We start from the raw sequence: 19,632 nt of genomic DNA, 5'->3' as shown, positions 1-19,632 counted from the left end.
ACCCTTGACCCCATGAGTTCGCACCAGACCGCCCAGACGATGAAGCCCGCCACCGCGGCGAAGAAGCTGGGTGTGTACCTCGAGGCCACCCCCGCCGAGTTCCGGGAGGGTGTCGTCTCGCGTGCCGAGCTGAACGCGCTGCAGAGCGACCCGCCCGCGTGGCTCCAGGAGCTGCGCCGCACCGGACCGCACCCGCGGCCCGTCGTCGCCGCCAAGCTCGGCGTCTCCATCGCCGGACTCGCCCGCGGCGGCGTCAGCGAGGCCCTGACCACCGAGCAGATCGAGGCGCTGAAGACCGAGGACCCCGAGTGGCTGCGGCGTGAGCGCGCCACCCAGGCGGAGGTCCGCAAGGAGACGGCGCGCATCAAGCAGAAGAACGAGGAGCGGGACGCGAAGCGTTCCTGACCGGCCCGGGCCGCCCCGCCCGGGCCGCCCGCCGGCGGCCCCTTGGGGCCGGCCGTTCCGCGCCGGTCGTACGGCTCGAAGGGGGCCGGCCGCGGGTCCGGGCCGGCGCCACCTTCGACCCCGTCCAGGAGCAGCGTGCCGCCGGCCTTCGTCCACCGGATCACCAAGTACGACCCCGCCGACCGTGACGAACACGGTGGCTACCGGGGCACCGAGGACACGGTCAGCGACCACGGGCCCGTCGAGGCCGCGTACCTGGCCGCGATCGCCGCCTTCGCGGAAGCCGCGGGCGTCGACCGGCTGGAGATCCGTGAGCCCTCCGTCACCGGATACGTCCACTTCGGCGTCCGGCCCGCGGTCGAGGGGCACGGACTCGACGGGCTCTTCCCGGCCGACCTCACCGGCTACCACGACGGCGCCGAGGTCTCCCTGACGGTGGCCCTGGAACTGGTCCGCGTCATGCTCCGCGAGCAGGGCGCCTGGTGCCGGCTGGAGGCGGGAGACGCGTTCACCGTGCACGTCGGCTGGGACCAGTACGTGTACGTGGGCAGCGACCGGTCCTGCGCGGACGCCGTGGCCCGTACGCGCGCGCTCGGCCTCTTCCCGGAACCGCTGACGGCCTCCCCCTACGCCGCGGAACCGGAGGTGACGGAGGCCGCCGACGAAGACTTCTGGGCGTCCGTGCGCACCGAGCTGGCGGCACGACGGGGACTGCTGCTGGAGGAGACCCACGTCGGCACACGCTGGCACCGCCTCACCGCGGAGAACCTCGACGCGGTCCGCGCCGGTCTCGGTCCGCGGGCCCTGCTGACCGTCTGGCCCGACCTGCAGCCCGACGCCGACGCGGTCCTGACCGCACTGCCGTCCGAATGGCACGTGGAGTTCGTCTGGGAGGCGCGGGACGGAACGGTCAAGGGCGTGATCGCCGACGAGACCGACCTCCAGGAGCTCACCGCCCTGGTGGCCGGTGCGCGGGCGGCCCGCGCCCTGTCCATCTACGTCGACGAACGCCACCCGCTCCTCCACGCCGCCCTGCCCGACGGCGACGGCGTGCTGCGCGCACGCTGGTGATCAGACCGGTGAAGGCCGGCCCGACGGACCCCGCGTGCCGGCCGGCATCAGAGGATTGCATAAACGTGCAGCGAAACGTATAGTCATGCCATCCAAGAGGAGGGTTCCATGGCGATGCGCGCGGCGGTGGCGGGAGCGAGTGGGTACGCGGGCGGGGAACTGCTGCGCCTGCTCCTGGCGCACCCCGAGATCGAGATCGGCACCCTGACCGGCAACTCCAACGCGGGCCGCAGACTCGGCGGCATCCAGCCCCATCTGCTGCCGCTCGCGGACCGGGTCCTCACCGAGACCACCGCCGAGGCCCTGCGCGGCCACGACGTGGTGTTCCTCGCGCTGCCCCACGGCCAGTCCGCAGAGGTCGCCGAGCAGCTCGGTCCCGAGGTCCTCGTGGTCGACATGGGGGCCGACTTCCGGCTGAAGGACCCGGCGGACTGGGAGCGGTTCTACGGTTCCGCCCACGCCGGGACCTGGCCGTACGGCCTCCCCGAACTTCCGGGTGCCCGCGCCGCGCTGGAGGGGTCCAAGCGCATCGCGGTACCCGGTTGCTACCCGACGGCCGCCTCGCTGGCCCTGTTCCCCGCGTACGCGGCGGGGCTGGCGGAGGCCGAGGCCGTGATCGTCGCCGCCTCCGGCACCTCGGGCGCCGGCAAGGCGCCCAAGGCACACCTGCTCGGCAGCGAGGTCATGGGGTCGATGAGCCCGTACGGAGTCGGCGGCGTCCACCGGCACACCCCGGAGATGGTCCAGAACCTCTCCGCCGCCGCCGGTGAGCCCGTCACCGTCTCCTTCACCCCCACCCTCGCGCCCATGCCCCGCGGCATCCTCGCCACCTGCAACGTCAAGGCGAGGCCGGGCGTCACCGCCGAGTCGGTCCGGGCCGCCTACGAGAAGGCGTTCGCCGACGAGCCCTTCGTCCACCTCCTCCCCGAGGGACAGTGGCCGGCCACGGCGTCCGTCTACGGTTCCAACGCCGTTCAGGTCCAGGTCGCGTACGACGCCGCCGCGCACCGCATCATCGCGATCAGCGCCATCGACAACCTCACCAAGGGCACCGCGGGCGGTGCCGTCCAGAGCATGAACCTCGCCCTCGGTCTTCCCGAGGACCTGGGGCTTTCCACGATCGGAGTCGCACCGTGAGCGTCACGGCAGCACAGGGATTCATCGCGGCGGGCGTCGCCGCGGGAATCAAGGAGAACGGCAACCCGGACCTGGCCCTCGTGGTCAACACCGGGCCCCGCCGCGCCGCCGCGGGCGTCTTCACCTCCAACCGTGTGAAGGCCGCGCCGGTCCTGTGGTCGCAGCAGGTCCTCAAGAGCGGCGAGTTGAACGCCGTCGTCCTCAACTCGGGCGGCGCCAACGCCTGTACGGGCCCCAAGGGCTTCCAGGACACCCACGCCACCGCCGAGAAGGTCGCCGAGACCCTCGGGGACATCGGCGCGGGCAGCGTCGCCGTGTGCTCGACCGGCCTCATCGGCGTACTGCTCCCGATGGACAAGCTGCTTCCGGGCGTCGACCTGGCCGTCTCCCAGCTCGGCCCGCACGGCGGCGAGAAGGCCGCCATCGCCATCAAGACGACCGACACCGTGCACAAGACGGCGGTCGTCACCAAGGACGGCTGGACGGTGGGCGGCATGGCGAAGGGCGCCGGCATGCTCGCGCCGGGCCTGGCCACCATGCTCGTCGTGCTCACCACCGACGCGGACGTGGACAGCGCGGACCTGGACCGGGCGCTGCGCGCGGCCACCCGCACCACCTTCGACCGCGTCGACTCCGACGGCTGCATGTCCACCAACGACACCGTGCTGCTGCTCGCCTCCGGAGCCAGTGGAACCACCCCGGACCACGCGGAGTTCGCCGAGGCGGTCCGCGCGGTCTGCGACGACCTCGGACAGCAGCTCATCCGGGACGCCGAGGGCGCCACCAAGGACATCAAGGTCGAGGTGATCAACGCCGCGACCGAGGACGACGCCGTCGAGGTGGGCCGCTCCATCGCCCGCAACAACCTCCTCAAGTGCGCCATCCACGGCGAGGACCCCAACTGGGGCCGCGTCCTGTCCGCCATCGGCACCACCTCCGCCGCCTTCGAGCCCGACCGGCTCAACGTCGCCATCAACGGCGTGTGGGTCTGCAAGAACGGCGGGGTCGGCGAGGACCGCGAACTCGTCGACATGCGCTTCCGCGAGGTCCACGTCGTCGCGGACCTCGCCGCGGGCGACGCGACCGCCACGATCTGGACCAACGACCTCACCGCCGACTACGTCCACGAGAACAGCGCCTACTCCTCATGACGAATCCGACGAACCCGACCCGTAGGCACACCGCCCTGCCCAAGGCGCAGATCCTCATCGAGGCACTGCCCTGGCTGACCCGGCACCGCGGCAAGACCGTCGTCGTCAAGTTCGGCGGCAACGCCATGATCGACACCGAGCTGAAGGCCGCCTTCGCCCAGGACATCGTCTTCCTGCACCACGCGGGCCTCAGGCCGGTCGTCGTGCACGGCGGCGGTCCCCAGATCAACGCGGCCCTCGACCGGCACGGCATCGTCAGCGAGTTCAAGGCGGGCCTGCGCGTCACCACCGAGGACGCGATGGACGTCGTGCGCATGGTGCTGGCCGGACAGGTCCAGCGCGAGCTGGTCGGACTGCTCAACGAGCACGGACCGCTCGCCGTCGGCCTCACCGGCGAGGACGCGCACACCATCACCGCCACCAAGCACCGGCCCAGGATCGACGGAGAGCTGGTCGACATCGGGCGGGTGGGCGAGATCACCGCGATCGACACGGGCGCGATCGAGGCCCTGCTCGCCGACGGCCGCATCCCGGTCGTCTCCTCGATCGCCCGGAGCCAGGACGACGGACATGTCTACAACGTCAATGCTGATACGGCGGCTGCGGCACTCGCTGCCGCGCTGGACGCCGAGACCCTCATGGTCCTCACGGACGTCGAGGGCCTCTACGAGGACTGGCCGAACAGCGACGAGGTGATCAGCCGCCTCACCGCCTCCCAGCTGGAGAAGCTGCTTCCCGAGCTGGCCAGCGGCATGGTGCCGAAGATGGAGGGGTGCCTGCACGCCGTGCGCAACGGCGTCACCACCGCCCGCGTCATCGACGGCCGGGTCCAGCACTCGATCCTGCTGGAGATCTTCACCGACGAAGGCATCGGCACGATGGTCGTGCCGGACGACGAGGAGACGGGGGACGCGGAATGACCGGCAGCACGACGAACGAGGAGCTCACCCGGCGCTGGCAGGGTGCTCTCATGGACAACTACGGCACCCCGCGGCTGCCGCTCGTCCGCGGTGCCGGAACCAAGCTGTGGGACGCCGACGGCAACGAGTACCTCGACTTCGTCGGCGGCATCGCGGTCAACGCCCTCGGCCACGGCCACCCCGCCGTCGTCGAGGCGGTGAGCCGGCAGATCGGCACCCTCGGCCACGTCTCCAACCTCTTCGTCGCCGAACCGCCCGTCGCCCTCGCCGAACGGCTGCTGCAGCTCTTCGGCCGCGAGGGCCGGGTGTACTTCTGCAACTCGGGCGCCGAGGCCAACGAGGGCGCGTTCAAGATCGGCCGGCTGACCGGCAGGACCCACATGGTCGCCACCACCGGCGGCTTCCACGGCCGGACCATGGGCGCCCTCGCGCTCACCGGCCAGTCCGGCAAGCGGGAGCCCTTCCTGCCGCTGCCCGGCGACGTCACGCACGTCCCGTACGGCGACGCGCAGGCCCTCGCCGAAGCGGTCACCGACGACACCGCGCTGGTGATCATCGAGCCGATCCAGGGCGAGAAGGGCGTGGTCGTACCGCCCCCCGGCTATCTGAAGGCGGCGCGTGCCATCACCGCGGCCCACGGCGCCCTGCTCGTCCTGGACGAGGTGCAGACCGGCATCGGCCGCACCGGCCACTGGTTCGAGTACCAGGCCCACGAAGGCGTCCTGCCGGACATCGTCACGCTCGCCAAGGGCCTCGGCGGCGGACTGCCGCTCGGCGCCACCGTCGCCTTCGGCCGTGCCGCCGCCCTGCTGGAGCCGGGCCACCACGGCACGACCTTCGGCGGCAACCCGGTCGTCTGCGCCGCCGGACTCGCCGTGCTCGACACCATCGAGTCCGAGGGGCTCCTGGAGAACGTCAAGCGCGCCGGCGAGAAGCTGCGGAACGGGATCGAGGGGCTCGGGGACGGTTCCGGCCACCCGTTGATCGACCACGTCCGGGGTGCCGGACTGCTCCTGGGTATCGTGCTCACCGAGCCGCTCGCGCACCGGGTGCAGCAGGCGGCTCAGGACGCCGGTCTCCTGGTGAACGCGCCCGCCCCCGATGTCGTACGGCTGATGCCGCCGCTGAACCTCGGCGACGACGAGGTGGACGCGTTCCTCCGGGCCCTTCCCGGCATCCTCGACGCGGCCAACGGGGACGGGTGATCCCGGGAGATGGGACGACGATGAGTCAGGCGCAGGACCACGAGCACGCAGGGCCTGCCGTACCGCAGACCCGCACCGCACGCCACCGCAGGATCGTGGACATCCTCAACCGGCAACCGGTGCGCTCGCAGAGCCAGTTGGCGAAGCTCCTCGCCGACGACGGGCTGAACGTCACCCAGGCGACGCTCTCCCGGGACCTCGACGAGCTGAACGCGGTGAAGATCCGCAACAACGACGGCGACCTCATCTACGCGGTGCCGAGCGAGGGCGGGTTCCGCACCCCGCGCGCGCCGCTGGGGGAGTCGGCGAAGGAGGAGCGGATGCGCAGGCTCTCCGCGGAGCTGCTGATCTCCGCGGAGGCCTCGGCCAATCTCGTGGTCCTGCGCACCCCGCCCGGGGCCGCGCAGTTCCTCGCCTCGGCGATCGACCAGGCGGAGCTGCACGACGTCCTCGGCACGATCGCGGGGGACGACACCCTGATGCTGATCAGCCGCGATGCCACGGGCGGCCAGGCGCTGGCCGATCACCTGCTGCGGCTGGCCCAGAACGATCACTGACGCGTACGACGGTGGAGGCGCGCCCGGCGACCGGGCGCGCCTCCACCGTCGTAGGCCCTGACGCGGGCGCGGCCGGCGCCGGTCAGCCCAGGCGCCGGGCGAGGCCGCCCGTGCAGCGGACCTCGTTGCCCGCCGTGATGAGCAGCGCCTCCACGTCCGGGAGCGACTCCAGCCAGTCCAGGCCCGCCCGCGAGCCCATCGCGAAGGCCGCGGTCGCCCAGGCGTCCGCCCAGGTCAGCCGAGGGCCGACCACGGTCACGGCCACCAGGTCGGTGACCGCGGACCTCCCGGTGCGCGGGTCGACGATGTGGGTGCCGCGTTCGGCGGTGCCCGAGGTCGCGACGGCCAGCTCGTCGGCGCCGGCCGCGGAGACCACCGCGGCGAGCGAGCCCGGGCGGAGCGGGTCGGACACGCCCACCCGCCAGGGGCGGTGCGGCCCGGGGACCCCGCGGAGCTGGACGTCCCCGCCGCCGTTGACGCTCACCCCGCTCGCCCCCGCCTCGGCGAGGCGCAGGGCCGCGCGTTCGGTCGCCCAGCCCTTGACGACCCCCGTGGGATCGAGCCGTCCCTCGTAGCGCGTGCTGAACCAGCCGTCGCTGACCCGTTCCGCCTCGGCGCCCAGGGTGAGCACCTCGGCGACCTCCGGGTCGCACTCCTCGACGGTGAGCTCGCCGCGCGCCAGCCGCGAGATCTGGCTGTCCTCGCGGTAGGTGCTGAAGACCTCGTCCACGCGGTGCAGTTGGGCGATCGCCTCCTCCAACGCCGTGCGCACGGCCTCGGGTTCGCCGCCGCGCACGTCGAAGGAGAAGACCGTGCCCATCACCTCCTCGGCGTGGCGCAGCTCCTGCGGTGCGTCCTGCCCGGACTCAGACACCGGCCTTGTCCAGGGCGGACTGCAGGGACTTCTTGTAGCCCTCGCTGGTGTAGGTGGCGCCGGAGACGGTGTCGATGTCGGCGCTGCCCGCCGCGACGGCCTCCTGGTTGAGCTTGGGAACCGAGAGCTCGGTCTTCTGGCCGCTGGTCCCGCCGGAAGGCGCCTGCACGGCCTCGGCCTTGGTGACCTTCTTGCCCTCGAGGGTGAGCCGGACCTGGACGGGCCCGTACTGGGTGTTGGTCACGGACCCGGTGACGACGCGCGCCTGGGCGGCCGGTGCCGCCGAGGACCCGGAGGACCCCTGCGTGCCGCCGGCGGCCTTCGCCTTGTCCAGGGCGGACTGCAGGGACTTCTTGTAGCCCTCGCTGGTGTAGGTGGCGCCGGAGACGGTGTCGATGTCGGCGCTGCCCGCCGCGACGGCCTCCTGGTTGAGCTTGGGCACCGAGAGCTCGGTCTTCTGCGAGCTGGTCCCGCCGGAGGGCGCCTGGACCGCCTCGGCCTTGGCTATCCTGCCGCCGCTCATGGTCAGCCGCACCTGGACCGGCCCGTACTGGGTCTGCGCCACGTCACCGAGGACGGTGCCGCCCGACTGCCCGGCGGCGGCGCCCTGCGCGGCGGCCGTCTGCTGGGGGGCGGCTCCTCCGGCCTGCGCCGAGGCGGCGGCCGGGTCGGACGCGGGCTTGAGCGCCAGCAGCAGCACGATCCCGGACACGGTGGCGGCACTGGCCAGCATGAACCGGCGGATGGGGTGGTTTTTCTTCATCGTTCCTGACTCCCGTCGCTCACATCTCGAACGACTCGTGATGGATGCGGCGGGCGGGGACGCCCGCGCCGCGCAGTGCCGCGTACACCTCCTGGGCGAAGCCGGGCGGCCCGCACATGAAGACGTCGTGGTCGTCTATGTCCGGCAGCTTGCGGCGCAGGGAGTCCGCCGAGATGTCCGGACGCTCGCCGTCGGGGCTGTTCACCGCGTACATCAGGCGCGCCCCGCGCTCCTTGGAGATGGCGGCCAGTTCGTCCCACAGGGCCAGGTCCTGGGTGGTGTTGGCCCGGTAGAGCAGCGTGAGGTCGCCCGACCCGCCGGGAAGGGTCTCGAACAGCGTCCGCATCGGGGTGATGCCGACGCCGCCCGCCACCAGGAGCACCTTGCCGCGGCTGCGCTTGTCGGCGGTCAGCGCGCCGTACGGGCCCTCCGCCCAGACCTTGGTGCCCGGCTGCAGGTCGCGCAGGCCGGCGCTGTGGTCGCCGATCGCCTTCACGGTGATGCGCAGCATGTTGGGGCGGGGTGAGGCCGAGAGCGAGTACGGGTGGGAGCTGAACCGCATTCCCGGCGCCAGGAAGCGCCAGCGGAAGAACTGACCCGCCTCGGCGCCCATCCGGTGCAGCTTGCGTCCGCTGATGAGCACCGACACGATGCCGGGCGTCTCCTCGATGACCGCCTGGACCCGCATCCGGTGCTTCATGTTCAGCCGGATCGGAGAAAGGATTCGGTACCAGATGACCAGGGCGGTCACCGAGCCGTAGAGCCCGTACCAGACGGTCTTGGCGACGGGTTCGACCGCGAAGTCGTTGCCGGTGGAGAGCTGGTGCCAGAAGGTCAGGAACACCGCGGCGTACGTCAGCAGGTGGACGTGGTACCAGGTGTCGTACGGGATCAGCCGGCGCAGCCAGCCGACGGAGATGAACCCGATCAGCACGAGCAGTCCCGTGCCGATCGCGGCCTTGCCCATGTCGGGAAGCTGGTTGACCGAGTCGACGGTCTGCTGCACGATCCCGCCGAGCCCCTTGCCGGACTGCAGGGCGTAGGCCCACATCGTCAGGAAGAGGTGGGCGATGACCATGCAGATGGTGTACCGGCCGGTCATCGCGTGCCAGCGCGCCACCCGGTCGGATCCCACCCGGCGTTCGAGGGCGGGGACCCGGGCCATCTGGAGCACCACGAGGGCCATCAGGTACCCGGCGAGCAGCCCGGTGATGCGGCCGGCGTTGAGGATCCTGGCGTTGTTGTCCGCGATGGACGGGGTGTTGTGCCACCACAGCCACAGGACCGCGGCGGCGCCGGCCCAGACGGCGACCAGCAGTGGGACGGCGGGCGAGCGGCGAGGGCGGATTCGGCGCATGGTCTGGCGCCGCGCGGCGCGACCACCGGCGATCGTGGACACGGTTCCTCCGTGTTCGTCCTGGAGAGACGGGGTGAGGGGAGTGGCCCCCTGGCCCAGAGATACGGTCCACGACGCCCGTGTGTTCAGAAGCCCGCCGAGTCGAGTGCGGACCACGGCGACCGCCTGTGTCCGTCACTGGTGTACGTGGCTCCGGACACCGGGTCGATCCGGGTGCTCCGCGCGGCCGGTGTCTCGCGTCCGAGCGCGGGAAGCGCGTAACTGCCGATCTCCTGGTTCCTGGGATTGTCCGAAGGATAGACGACCGGCGGGATTTTGTGATCTTGCCGACGGGTCTTTCTCGGGGCGTGTGCGGCGGTCCGGGAAGGCATCCGGCCCGCCGCCCGGGGCTCCGTGCGCGCCGATGGCCGCCGCGGCCCCGGGTGCCGTCAGTACCGGGTGACCGCCGTCGCCCCGCCGGTCGTGCCGATGACGATGTGCGGTCTGCGCGCGGGGTCGGCCCACGCGAGGATCCGCCGCATCGCGTCCGCCGGCACGGACACGCAGCCGGCGGTCGGCCCGCTCCCGTCGACGTGCAGGAAGATGCCCGCGCCCCGCCCCCGTACGGGCCGGTCGTAGTTGAACCCGATGACCACGGCGTACGCGTACTGCCTGCCGTAGGCGGTCAGGTGCTCCGACTCCCCGGCCCGGCAGTCCGCGGGGCGTGGCTCGGTCCACCGGTTGTAGGACCGGGAGGCGTTGTCCTGGCACCACCAGGAGTCCCGGGTCACCCGGCGGTACGGCATCGAGGTGCCGTCCGGCGCCGCGCGGGTCCCGAACGCGTACGGCAGCTCGTACAGGCCCGTGGGCGTGGTGTTCGTGCCCTGGCGCCGGGCTCCGCCCTCGACGAGTCCGCGCGCCCCGAACCGCGCCGGCGCGGAGCCGGCCCGCACCCAGCGTCCGTCCCGCAGGTCCCACCAGGTGAGGGTCCCCGAGGTCGCGTTCGCGCGCGGTGCCTCGGCGACGAGGAGCTGGCCACCGGTGCCGGCGAGCCGCGCGGGCGGCACGGCGACGGGCGGCGGTCCGCCCGGGGCCAGGGCGAACAGGGATGCGGACGCGAGGGCGGCGGCTCCGAGGCGCATGGCTCAGACCGTACTGGGGGGCAGCGGCAGCGGCAGCCCGGGAAGTCCGTCCAGGCTCGTCGCGATGTGCTCCTTCTTGGTGAAGTACGCGCTCAGCGAGGCGTCGTCCTCGCGCGCGAAGCGCTTGCCGTGCAGGTCGCGGTCCTCGTCGTAGGACATGAAGGGCACCGCGTAGCCACAGGAGTCGCGGACGAGCTCGGCCGTCACGACGATGATCGCGCGCAGCCCGTGCGGGGTCGGGTCGATGCCGTCGAAGTGGGTGAGGAGTTCCTTGAAGCGCGGGTCGTCGCGGAAGACCGGTTCGCCCCGGCCGTGCACCCGGACGATGTTGGGCGGGCCCTGGAAGGCGCACCACATCAGGGTGATCCGGCCGTTCTCGCGCAGGTGCGCGATCGTCTCGGAGGTGCTCCCGGCGAAGTCCAGGTAGGCCACGGTCAGTTCGTCGAGAACGGCGAACGAGCCGGTGAGTCCTTTGGGGGAGAGGTTGACCGTGCCGTCGCCGGACAGGGGCGCGGTCGCGGTGAAGAAGAGGGGCTGGGCCTCGATGAACGAGCGGAGGCGGCCGTCGATGCGCTCATAAGTCTTTCCCATGTCTAACGATTATCGGGGAAAGTCGTTCGTCCGTCTAAGGGATTACGGGTTCCGGCGGCGTCGTTCAGGGGCACCGCCGGAACCCGCGGACCGCCCCGGCCGGCGTCTGCGGGGCGGTCGTGTCACCGGTCAGGTCACTTGTTCAGCGTGCAGGCCGCGAGGGTGTCCAGTCCGGTGGGCTTGGCGGCGGTGCGGCCGATGGAGATCGCGATGCGGTCGATGGTGGAGGCGCGCTTGTCCTTGAGGGGGCCGAGGATGGCGTTCTGGACGAAGTTGGGGCCGCCCTGTCCGACGGTGTCGGCGAGTCGCTTGTTGGCCTCGGCGATCTGGGTGTTGAGGAGGGCGAGGTTGCGGTCGACCTCGGCCTTCGCGGAGGCGGGGACGGCGGGCAGCTGGGAAGCGACGTCCGGGCAGGTGATGGTGCCGGCCGCGGTGGCGGCGCCCGCTCCGGCGGCGTCCCCGCCCGCCTGCGCGGGAGCCGACGCGCTCGGGGCGGCGGTGGCGGCGCCCCCGCCGCCGGCGGCCGCGCCTCCCGCGCCGAGGGAGCAGGCCGCGAGGGTGTCCAGTCCGGTGGGCTTGGCGGCGGTGCGGCCGATGGAGATCGCGATGCGGTCGATGGTGGAGGCGCGCTTGTCCTTGAGGGGGCCGAGGATCGCGTTCTGGACGAAGTTGGGGCCGCCCTGTCCGACGGTGTCGGCGAGTCGCTTGTTGGCCTCGGCGATCTGGGTGTTGAGGAGGGCGAGGTTGCGGTCGACCTCGGCCTTCGCGGAGGCGGGGACCGCAGGCAGCTGCGAGGCGACGTCCGGGCAGCTGATGGTGCCCGCGGCGGCCTTCGTCGTGGCGTTCTGCGCGTTGTTCTGCGTCTCACCCGCCAGGGCGCTGCCGGCGATCACCGCCGCGGACAGCACCACGGCGGAGGCTCCGCCGATCATCACGACGCGCCGCTTGTTGTACTTCGGAAGAGCCCTGGACATGCGGAATCCTCACTCGGGTCGGGGTGGACGACCGTCCGGTGTTCGACGGGTCGGCCGTTGTCCGTGTGCCTGTCGTGCGTGAGCGCGGCGCCTGCGTTCAGCGGGAGATACGCGAAAGCGGTTTCGGGCGTTCAACGCTCCGTGAAGATTCCTCGGCCGGCCGCGCGGAGGCGCGCGCCTCCCGCGTCCGGAAGCACGCCGCCGCGCGGTCGCGGCGGAGCGGCACGCATGTCCCCGCGGTCCGGGAACGCGCCACCGCCGTGCGGGTCGATTGACGAAACATGCAGAGTGCTGCATACTCATGCATGTCAGCGAATGCACTGTGAGGAGAATCCCGTGACCGAGCGCGTCGTACTCGCCTACTCGGGCGGTCTGGACACCTCCGTCGCCATCGGCTGGATCGCCGAGGAGACGGGCGCCGAGGTCATCGCCGTTGCGGTCGACGTCGGCCAGGGCGGCGAGGACCTGGACGTCATCCGCAAGCGAGCCATCGCCTGCGGTGCCGTCGAGGCCGAGGTCGCGGACGCCAAGGACGAGTTCGCCGACGAGTACTGCCTCCCGGCGATCAAGGCCAACGCCCTCTACATGGACCGCTACCCGCTGGTCTCCGCGCTCTCCCGGCCGACGATCGTCAAGCACCTCGTCGCCGCCGCCCAGAAGCACGGCGCCACCACGGTGGCCCACGGCTGCACGGGCAAGGGCAACGACCAGGTGCGGTTCGAGGCCGGCATCGTCGCCCTCGCGCCCGACCTCAAGTGCATCGCCCCGGTCCGCGACTACGCGATGACCCGGGACAAGGCGATCGCCTTCTGCGAGGAGAAGCAGCTCCCGATCGCCACCACCAAGAAGTCCCCCTACTCGATCGACCAGAACGTCTTCGGGCGCGCGGTCGAGACGGGCTTCCTGGAGGACATCTGGAACGCCCCGATCGAGGACATCTACGAGTACACCTCGAACCCGGCCGAGGCCCGCGAGGCCGACGAGGTGATCATCACCTTCAAGCAGGGCGTCCCGGTCGCCATCGACGGCAAGCCCGTCAGCGTGCTCCAGGCCATCCAGCAGCTCAACGAGCGTGCCGGAGCCCAGGGCATCGGCCGGATCGACATGGTCGAGGACCGGCTCGTGGGCATCAAGTCCCGTGAGGTGTACGAGGCGCCGGGCGCGATCGCGCTGATCACCGCGCACCAGGAGCTGGAGAACGTCACCGTCGAGCGCGAACTCGCCCGCTACAAGCGGCAGGTCGAGCAGCGCTGGGGCGAACTGGTCTACGACGGCCAGTGGTTCTCCCCGCTCAAGCGCGCCCTGGACGGCTTCATCGCCGAGGCCAACCAGCACGTCAACGGCGACATCCGGATGACCCTGCACGGCGGCCGCGCGGTCGTCACGGGCCGGCGCTCCGACACCTCGCTCTACGACTTCGACCTCGCCACGTACGACACCGGCGACACCTTCGACCAGGCCGCGGCCAAGGGCTTCATCGACATCTACAGCCTGTCGTCGAAGATCGCCGCCAAGCGGGATCTGGCCTAGGACGTAAGGGACTTGGCGCGGGCCGTGTCGTGTCCGCCGCCTCGGACCCCCGAGCAATAGCCTGGCAGCCGCCTCCTCACGCACGTGCGCGTGGGGAGGCGGCGGCACATCCACACCTTTCGAGGAGTAACGCAAGTGAGCAGCAACAGCGGTGACGTCCGGCTCTGGGGCGGCCGGTTCGCCGACGGTCCCGCCGAGGCCCTGGCCAAGCTGTCCGCGTCGGTCCACTTCGACTGGCGCCTCGCGCCGTACGACATCGCCGGTTCGCGTGCCCACGCGCGCGTGCTGCACAAGGCGGGCCTGCTCACCGAGGACGAGCTCACGCGCATGATCGAGGGCCTCGACCGGCTGGAGTCGGACGTCGCCGACGGCTCCTTCACGGGCACGATCGCCGACGAGGACGTCCACACCGCCCTGGAACGCGGCCTCCTGGAGCGCCTCGGCCCCGACCTCGGCGGCAAGCTCCGCGCCGGCCGCTCCCGCAACGACCAGGTGGCCACGCTCTTCCGGATGTACCTGCGCGACCACGCCCGGATCATCGGCGGTCTGATCGCCGACCTCCAGGAGGCGCTGATCGGCCTGGCGGAGGCCCACCCGGACGTGGCGATGCCGGGGCGCACCCACCTCCAGCACGCCCAGCCCGTGCTGTTCGCGCACCACGTCCTGGCCCACGTCCAGTCCCTGTCCCGGGACGCCGAGCGGCTGCGCCAGTGGGACGAGCGGACGGCCGTCTCGCCGTACGGCTCCGGCGCCCTGGCCGGCTCCTCCCTCGGCCTGGACCCCGAGGCGGTGGCGAAGGACCTCGGCTTCGAGCACGGCAGCGCCGCCAACTCCATCGACGGCACGGCCTCCCGCGACTTCGTGGCGGAGTTCGCCTTCGTCACCGCGATGATCGGCGTGAACCTCTCGCGGATCGCCGAGGAGGTCATCATCTGGAACACGAAGGAGTTCTCCTTCGTCACCCTCCACGACGCGTTCTCCACGGGCTCGTCGATCATGCCGCAGAAGAAGAACCCGGACATCGCCGAGCTGGCGCGCGGCAAGTCGGGCCGTCTGATCGGCAACCTGACCGGGCTGATGGCCACGCTCAAGGCGCTGCCCCTCGCGTACAACCGCGACCTCCAGGAGGACAAGGAGCCGGTCTTCGACTCCTGCGACCAGCTGGAGGTCCTGCTCCCCGCCTTCACCGGCATGATGGCCACGCTGACCGTCCACCGCGAGCGCATGGAGGAACTGGCCCCGGCCGGCTTCTCGCTCGCCACCGACATCGCCGAGTGGCTGGTCAGGCAGGGCGTGCCCTTCCGCGTCGCGCACGAGGTCGCCGGCGAGTGCGTGAAGGTCGCCGAGGCGGAGGGCAAGGAGCTGGACGAGCTGACCGACGAGCAGTTCGCGAAGATCTCGGCGCACCTCACGCCCGAGGTGCGGACCGTCCTCGACGTCCCCGGCGCCCTCGCCTCCCGCGACGGCCGCGGCGGTACGGCACCGAGCGCCGTCGCCGTCCAGCTCGCCGAGATCAAGACGGACGTCGCCGTGCAGCAGACGTGGGCGGCGGCCAAGCGGAAGAAGTAGGACGGCACGCACCCGCCCCGGCCCGCGGAGCGGACACGGCCCGCGGGCCGGGGCGGGTGCCGTACGGCGGAGGGCGTCGCGGGTTACGTTGGCCGGGAGCCGTAAAGGAGCCGACCGAACGGAGCCGCGATGCCCTTCGCACGTCTCGCCTCAGCCACGACTCCCACCGCGCACCTCGGCCTGGGGCTCGCCGCGGTGGGCCGCCCCGGCTACATCAACCTCGGGCGCGAGGAGGACCTCCCGGCCGACCGCAGTGTCGACGCCCTGCGCGAGCGCACCCGTGAACTCCTCGAAGCCGCCTACGCCCAGGGCGTGCGCTACTTCGACGCGGCCCGTTCCTACGGCCGCTCCGAGGAGTTCCTCGCCGGCTGGCTGAACAGCCGCCCGGACGTCGACGACGTCGTCGTCGGCAGCAAGTGGGGCTACACGTACACGGCCGGCTGGCGCACCGACGCCGAGGCGCACGAGGTCAAGGACCACGGCCTCGCCACGTACGAGCGGCAGCGCGCCGAGACCGCGGAACTGCTCGGCGACCGGCTCGACCTCTACCAGATCCACTCGGTGACCCCGGACAGCCCGGCCCTCACCGACAAGGAGCTGCACGCGGCCCTCGCCGAGGCGGCCGCCCAGGGCCTGTCGATCGGCTTCTCCACCAGCGGGCCCGCGCAGGCGGAGGCGATCCGGGCGGCGCTGGCCGTCACGGTCGAGGGCGCGCCGCTCTTCCGTACCGTCCAGGCCACGTACAACGTCCTGGAGACCTCCGCCGCCCCGGCCCTCGCCGAGGCCCACGACGCCGGGCTCACGGTGATCGTCAAGGAGGGCATGGCCAACGGCCGGCTCGCCGGGTCCCACGCGCCCGAGGTGCTGCGCGCCGTCGCCGGGGAGACCTCCCTCGGCTGCGACGCGGTGGCCCTCGCGCTGATCCTGCGGCAGCCCTGGGCCGGCGTCGTGCTCTCGGGCGCGGTCACCGCCAACCAGCTCGCCTCGAACCTGCACGCGGCGGTCGTCGACCTCGACGAGGACCAGCTCACCCGGCTCGCCGCGCTGGTGGAGGAACCGCGGGCGTACTGGGAGCGACGCGGACGGCTTCCCTGGCACTGAGCGCCCCGGCGCCGAGTGTCCTTCCGGTGGCACCGATGTGAGACATCCATTGACGCCGATGTGAGACATTCATGCATCGGATGAGACATTGATGTCTCATTTGCTGTATGGTCGTCTCATGGCTGTCGACCGTGACCACGTGCTGCGCAGCGCAGCCGCCCTGCTCACCCGCAAATCCACCGCGACGATGGACGAGGTGGCCAAGGCCGCCGGCATCAGCCGGGCCACGCTGCACCGCCAGTTCGCCGGCCGGGACGCGCTCGTGCGCGCGCTGGAGGCGCTCGGCATCGAGGAGTGCGAGGCCGCCCTGGACGCGGCCCGCCTCGACGAGGGCAGCGCACAGGAGGCCGTGCGCCGCCTGGTCGGGGAGCTGGAGAAGGCGGCGGGACTGCTCGCCTTCCTCTACACGGAGAACCAGCTCTTCGAGGGCGACGGACAGAACGAGGGCTGGGCCCGGCTCGACGGCCGGATGGCCGCCCTGTTCCGGCGCGGCCAGGAGAGCGGCGAGTTCCGCATCGACCTCACCCCGGCCTGGCTCACCGAGGCGCTCTACGGGCTGATGGCCTCGGCGTCCTGGGCCGTGACCGAGGGCCGGGTCGCAGCCAAGGACTTCCACCACATGATCGTCGAGCTGTTGCTCGGCGGCGCGCTCAGGAGAGAGGAACCATGACCAGCACCCTGCGGCCGGCGGTCGCGACGGAGACGCCGAAGCGTCCGGGCCGCTGGCTCGCGCTCTGCGTCCTCGTCCTCGCCGTGCTGCTGGTGACCGTCGACGCGACCGTCCTCGGCCTCGCGACCCCGTACATCAGTGAAGACCTCGAACCGTCAGGAACCCAGCTCCTGTGGATCGGTGACGTCTACTCCTTCGTCATCGCGGGCCTGCTCGTCTCCATGGGCAGCCTCGGCGACCGCATCGGCCGCAAGAGACTGCTGCTGGCCGGCGCCACGGCGTTCGGCCTGGTGTCCGTGCTCAACGCCTATGCGGCGACACCCGGGACGATGATCCTGGCGCGGGCGCTGCTCGGTGTCGCGGGCGCGACCCTGATGCCCGCCACCCTCGCCCTGATCCGCAACATCTTCCACGACCCGCGCGAGCGCAGCCTCGCCATCGGCATCTGGGGCGCGACGGCCTCCGCGGGCACGGCGGTCGGTCCCGTCGTCGGCGGCTTCCTGCTCGAACACTTCTGGTGGGGGTCGGTGTTCCTCATCAACCTTCCGGTGATGGTGGTGCTCGTCCTCGTCGGGCGCGTACTCCTCCCGGAGTCGAAGAGCCCCGACCCCGGCCCCTGGGACCTGGTCAGCGTGGCCCTCTCGCTCCTCGGCGTGATCGGTGTGGTGTACGCGGTGAAGGAGCTCGCCGCGCACGGTCCGGGCGGGCAGGCGCTCGCCGCGGGCCTGCTGGGCGCGGGCGCCCTCTTCTGGTTCGTACGCCGCCAACTGACGCTTCCCACGCCCCTGCTGGACGTCCGGCTGTTCCGCAACCGGGGATTCTCCGGCGCGGTGCTCGCCGACCTGTTCACCGTGCTCGGCATGTCCGGACTCGTGTTCTTCCTCTCCCAGTACCTGCAACTCGTGCAGGGGCGCGGGCCGTTCGAGGCGGGACTCGCCGAAGTCCCGGCCGCCGTCGGGGCGGTGGCGGCGGGTCTGGTCGCCGGGCGGGCCGCACGGCGCTTCTCCGTACGGACCGTCGTGTCCGGAGGGCTCGCCGCGGTGGGTCTCGCGCTCGGCGCGCTCACCACGCTCGACCGGTCCACCGGCTATCCGCTGCTCGGCACGGCCCTGCTCGTCGTCGGCGTCGGCGCGGGCTTCTCCTTCACCGTCACCGCCGACGTCATCCTCTCCGCCGTGCCCAAGGAACAGGCCGGCGCCGCGTCCGCGGTCTCCGAGACGGCGTACGAACTCGGCGCGGCCCTGGGCATCGCCCTGCTCGGCTCCGTCGTGACCGGCGTCTACGCGGGCTTCACCGGCCCCGCGGGCACGCCGGCCGGGGCGCACGACTCGCTGGGCGGAGCGGTGGAGGCCGCCGGGAACCTGCCCGGGCACACCGGCGAGGCGCTGCTGACCGCGGCCAGGGAGTCCTTCGTGGACGGTCTGGCCCTCGCCTCGGCCGCGGGCGCCGTGGTCCTGCTCGCCACCGCGGTGGCGGCCTGGTTCCTGCTGCGCGGCCGGAAGCTGGAGGTGTAGCCACGGGTGGGAGTCGCGGCAGCGCGAAGGCTGGTCCCACCCGGGGGCGCGGCCGCGGGAAGGTGGGCTCCGCTCCGGAGGCACGGCCGGCGGGGACGGGCCCTCGCCCGGAGACACGGTCGCCCCGGGTGGGCTTCGCCCGGAGGCGCGGTCGCGGCACGAGGCTCCACCTGCGGGCGCCAAAGGGGTCGGGCCCCCCCCGGGGTGTTCGGGGGGGGGCCGCCCCGGGGGGCCACGCCCGGGGGGCCAGGCGCGCGGGGCGGGGGGGGGGGGCGCGCCACCCCGCCCCCCCCGGGGGGCCCCTGGGGCGCGCCCCCCCCCGGTTTTGGCCGGCCGCCCCCCGACCCTGGTGCTCCAGCGCGGCAGCGCTACGCGGCCTTCGCCTTGGTGGCGTACATGTCGACGTACTCCTGGCCGGACAGCCGCATGACCTCGGTCATCACGGAGTCGGTCACGGCGCGCAGCACGTACCGGTCGCGGTCCATGCCCTCGTAGCGCGAGAACTCCATGGCCGGACCGAAGCGGACCGTGACCTTGCCGGGGCGCGGCATGCCCGCGCCGCCCGGCTGGAGCTTGTCCGTGCCGATCATCGCGAACGGGACGACCGGGGCGCCGGTCATCAGGGTGAGCCGGGCGATTCCGGTACGGCCGCGGTACAGACGGCCGTCGGGGGAGCGGGTGCCCTCGGGGTAGATCCCGAAGATCTTGCCCTCCTCCAGCACGCGGCGGCCGGTCATCAGCGCGGCCACGCCGCCGTTGGCGCCGTCCCTGTCCACCGGGATCATGCCGACGCCGGTGAAGAACCACGCCATGAGCCGGCCCTTGAGGCCCTTGCCCGTGACGTACTCGTCCTTGCCGATGAAGAACACCTGCCGGTCGCAGACCAGCGGAAGGATCATCGAGTCGATGAACGTGAGGTGGTTGCCGGCGAGGATCACCGGGCCGTCGCCGGGGATGTTCTCCACGCCTTCCACCCGTAGGCGGAACATCGGGCGCATGATCGTTCCGAACACTGCCTTGATGAGCGCGAAGCGGGACAACGGGCCCTCCGGTTTCAAGGGATCGGTATGGAATCTGTGCAGGTGAGGACGATACTCGCGGTTCCCGGATGATTGCACATCG

General features: G+C 72.1%; 19 protein-coding genes. 12 read left to right on the top strand and 7 right to left on the bottom strand.

Annotated elements, in window-relative coordinates; translation table 11 throughout:
• Positions 1-12: 12 nt before the first annotated feature.
• From ACFW6B_RS30080 to ACFW6B_RS30050, 7 genes are all read left to right on the top strand, one after another.
• On the top strand, positions 13-405 hold the full coding sequence (locus ACFW6B_RS30080; protein WP_386600829.1) for a DUF5997 family protein: 393 nt from the start codon (positions 13-15) through the stop codon (positions 403-405).
• Positions 406-540: 135 nt separating this feature from the next.
• Positions 541-1,476 (top strand): RNA-binding protein, encoded by a 936-nt coding sequence (locus ACFW6B_RS30075; RefSeq protein ID WP_386600827.1) that lies wholly within the window; start codon positions 541-543, stop codon positions 1,474-1,476.
• Between the two features lie 108 nt (positions 1,477-1,584).
• Entirely contained in the window at positions 1,585-2,613 is a 1,029-nt protein-coding gene (gene argC, locus ACFW6B_RS30070; RefSeq protein WP_386600825.1) for an N-acetyl-gamma-glutamyl-phosphate reductase, read from the top strand.
• Positions 2,610-3,764 carry a bifunctional glutamate N-acetyltransferase/amino-acid acetyltransferase ArgJ gene (gene argJ / locus ACFW6B_RS30065; RefSeq protein ID WP_386600824.1) on the top strand — a complete coding sequence of 385 codons (1,155 nt, stop codon included), beginning with the start codon at positions 2,610-2,612 and terminating at the stop codon, positions 3,762-3,764. The genes argC and argJ overlap by 4 nt, the downstream gene beginning before the upstream one ends.
• Positions 3,761-4,684: an acetylglutamate kinase gene (gene argB / locus ACFW6B_RS30060; protein WP_386600822.1), complete on the top strand. Its 924-nt coding sequence runs from the start codon at positions 3,761-3,763 to the stop codon at positions 4,682-4,684. The genes argJ and argB overlap by 4 nt, the downstream gene beginning before the upstream one ends.
• A complete protein-coding gene (locus tag ACFW6B_RS30055) occupies positions 4,681-5,889 on the top strand; it encodes an acetylornithine transaminase (RefSeq protein WP_386600820.1) in 1,209 nt (402 codons plus the stop codon). The genes argB and ACFW6B_RS30055 overlap by 4 nt, the downstream gene beginning before the upstream one ends.
• 20 nt (positions 5,890-5,909) lie before the next feature.
• Positions 5,910-6,446, top strand: a complete 537-nt coding sequence (locus ACFW6B_RS30050) for an arginine repressor (RefSeq protein WP_151468406.1) — start codon at positions 5,910-5,912, stop codon at positions 6,444-6,446.
• Between the two features lie 82 nt (positions 6,447-6,528).
• Here the strand turns inward: ACFW6B_RS30050 and ACFW6B_RS30045 are convergent, their stop codons facing one another.
• The 6 genes from ACFW6B_RS30045 to ACFW6B_RS30020 all read right to left on the bottom strand — a co-directional run bounded on the left by ACFW6B_RS30045 (position 6,529) and on the right by ACFW6B_RS30020 (position 12,126).
• Complete coding sequence (locus ACFW6B_RS30045) at positions 6,529-7,266, bottom strand: FAD:protein FMN transferase (RefSeq protein WP_386600902.1); 738 nt, start codon at positions 7,264-7,266, stop codon at positions 6,529-6,531.
• Positions 7,267-7,312: 46 nt separating this feature from the next.
• Positions 7,313-8,083, bottom strand: coding sequence for an FMN-binding protein (locus tag ACFW6B_RS30040; protein WP_386600817.1), 771 nt, complete (start codon positions 8,081-8,083; stop codon positions 7,313-7,315).
• 19 nt (positions 8,084-8,102) lie between these two features.
• Positions 8,103-9,440 (bottom strand): ferric reductase-like transmembrane domain-containing protein, encoded by a 1,338-nt coding sequence (locus ACFW6B_RS30035; RefSeq protein ID WP_386600900.1) that lies wholly within the window; start codon positions 9,438-9,440, stop codon positions 8,103-8,105.
• Between the two features lie 428 nt (positions 9,441-9,868).
• Positions 9,869-10,561 (bottom strand): L,D-transpeptidase, encoded by a 693-nt coding sequence (locus ACFW6B_RS30030; protein ID WP_386600816.1) that lies wholly within the window; start codon positions 10,559-10,561, stop codon positions 9,869-9,871.
• Positions 10,562-10,564: 3 nt separating this feature from the next.
• On the bottom strand, positions 10,565-11,152 hold the full coding sequence (locus ACFW6B_RS30025; RefSeq protein ID WP_386600814.1) for a pyridoxamine 5'-phosphate oxidase family protein: 588 nt from the start codon (positions 11,150-11,152) through the stop codon (positions 10,565-10,567).
• Positions 11,153-11,286: 134 nt separating this feature from the next.
• Positions 11,287-12,126, bottom strand: a complete 840-nt coding sequence (locus ACFW6B_RS30020; protein WP_386600812.1) for a hypothetical protein — start codon at positions 12,124-12,126, stop codon at positions 11,287-11,289.
• A 336-nt stretch (positions 12,127-12,462) separates the two neighbouring features.
• Here ACFW6B_RS30020 and ACFW6B_RS30015 point away from each other — a divergent pair, with 336 nt between their 5' ends.
• The 5 genes from ACFW6B_RS30015 to ACFW6B_RS29995 all read left to right on the top strand — a co-directional run bounded on the left by ACFW6B_RS30015 (position 12,463) and on the right by ACFW6B_RS29995 (position 18,510).
• Positions 12,463-13,656: an argininosuccinate synthase gene (locus ACFW6B_RS30015; RefSeq protein ID WP_386600810.1), complete on the top strand. Its 1,194-nt coding sequence runs from the start codon at positions 12,463-12,465 to the stop codon at positions 13,654-13,656.
• 135 nt (positions 13,657-13,791) lie between these two features.
• Positions 13,792-15,225, top strand: a complete 1,434-nt coding sequence (gene argH / locus ACFW6B_RS30010) for an argininosuccinate lyase (protein WP_386600808.1) — start codon at positions 13,792-13,794, stop codon at positions 15,223-15,225.
• A gap of 129 nt (positions 15,226-15,354) precedes the next feature.
• Positions 15,355-16,326, top strand: a complete 972-nt coding sequence (locus tag ACFW6B_RS30005; protein ID WP_386600806.1) for an aldo/keto reductase — start codon at positions 15,355-15,357, stop codon at positions 16,324-16,326.
• Positions 16,327-16,444: 118 nt separating this feature from the next.
• The gene (locus ACFW6B_RS30000) at positions 16,445-16,996 is read left to right on the top strand and encodes a TetR/AcrR family transcriptional regulator (RefSeq protein WP_386600804.1); all 552 of its coding nucleotides are present in this window, start codon (positions 16,445-16,447) and stop codon (positions 16,994-16,996) included.
• Positions 16,993-18,510 carry an MFS transporter gene (locus tag ACFW6B_RS29995; RefSeq protein WP_386600802.1) on the top strand — a complete coding sequence of 506 codons (1,518 nt, stop codon included), beginning with the start codon at positions 16,993-16,995 and terminating at the stop codon, positions 18,508-18,510. The genes ACFW6B_RS30000 and ACFW6B_RS29995 overlap by 4 nt, the downstream gene beginning before the upstream one ends.
• Before the next feature lie 368 nt (positions 18,511-18,878).
• On the opposite strand, the gene ACFW6B_RS29990 is transcribed toward ACFW6B_RS29995, so the two are convergent.
• Positions 18,879-19,508 (bottom strand): 1-acyl-sn-glycerol-3-phosphate acyltransferase, encoded by a 630-nt coding sequence (locus ACFW6B_RS29990; protein WP_225860412.1) that lies wholly within the window; start codon positions 19,506-19,508, stop codon positions 18,879-18,881.
• Between the last annotated feature and the right edge of the window lie 124 nt (positions 19,509-19,632).

Origin of the sequence: Streptomyces sp. NPDC058751 (assembly GCF_042746485.1) — a bacterium.
Lineage (GTDB): Bacteria > Actinomycetota > Actinomycetes > Streptomycetales > Streptomycetaceae > Streptomyces.
Note: the sequence above shows the minus strand (reverse complement) of the source record. Positions and strands in the feature narration are given on the sequence as shown.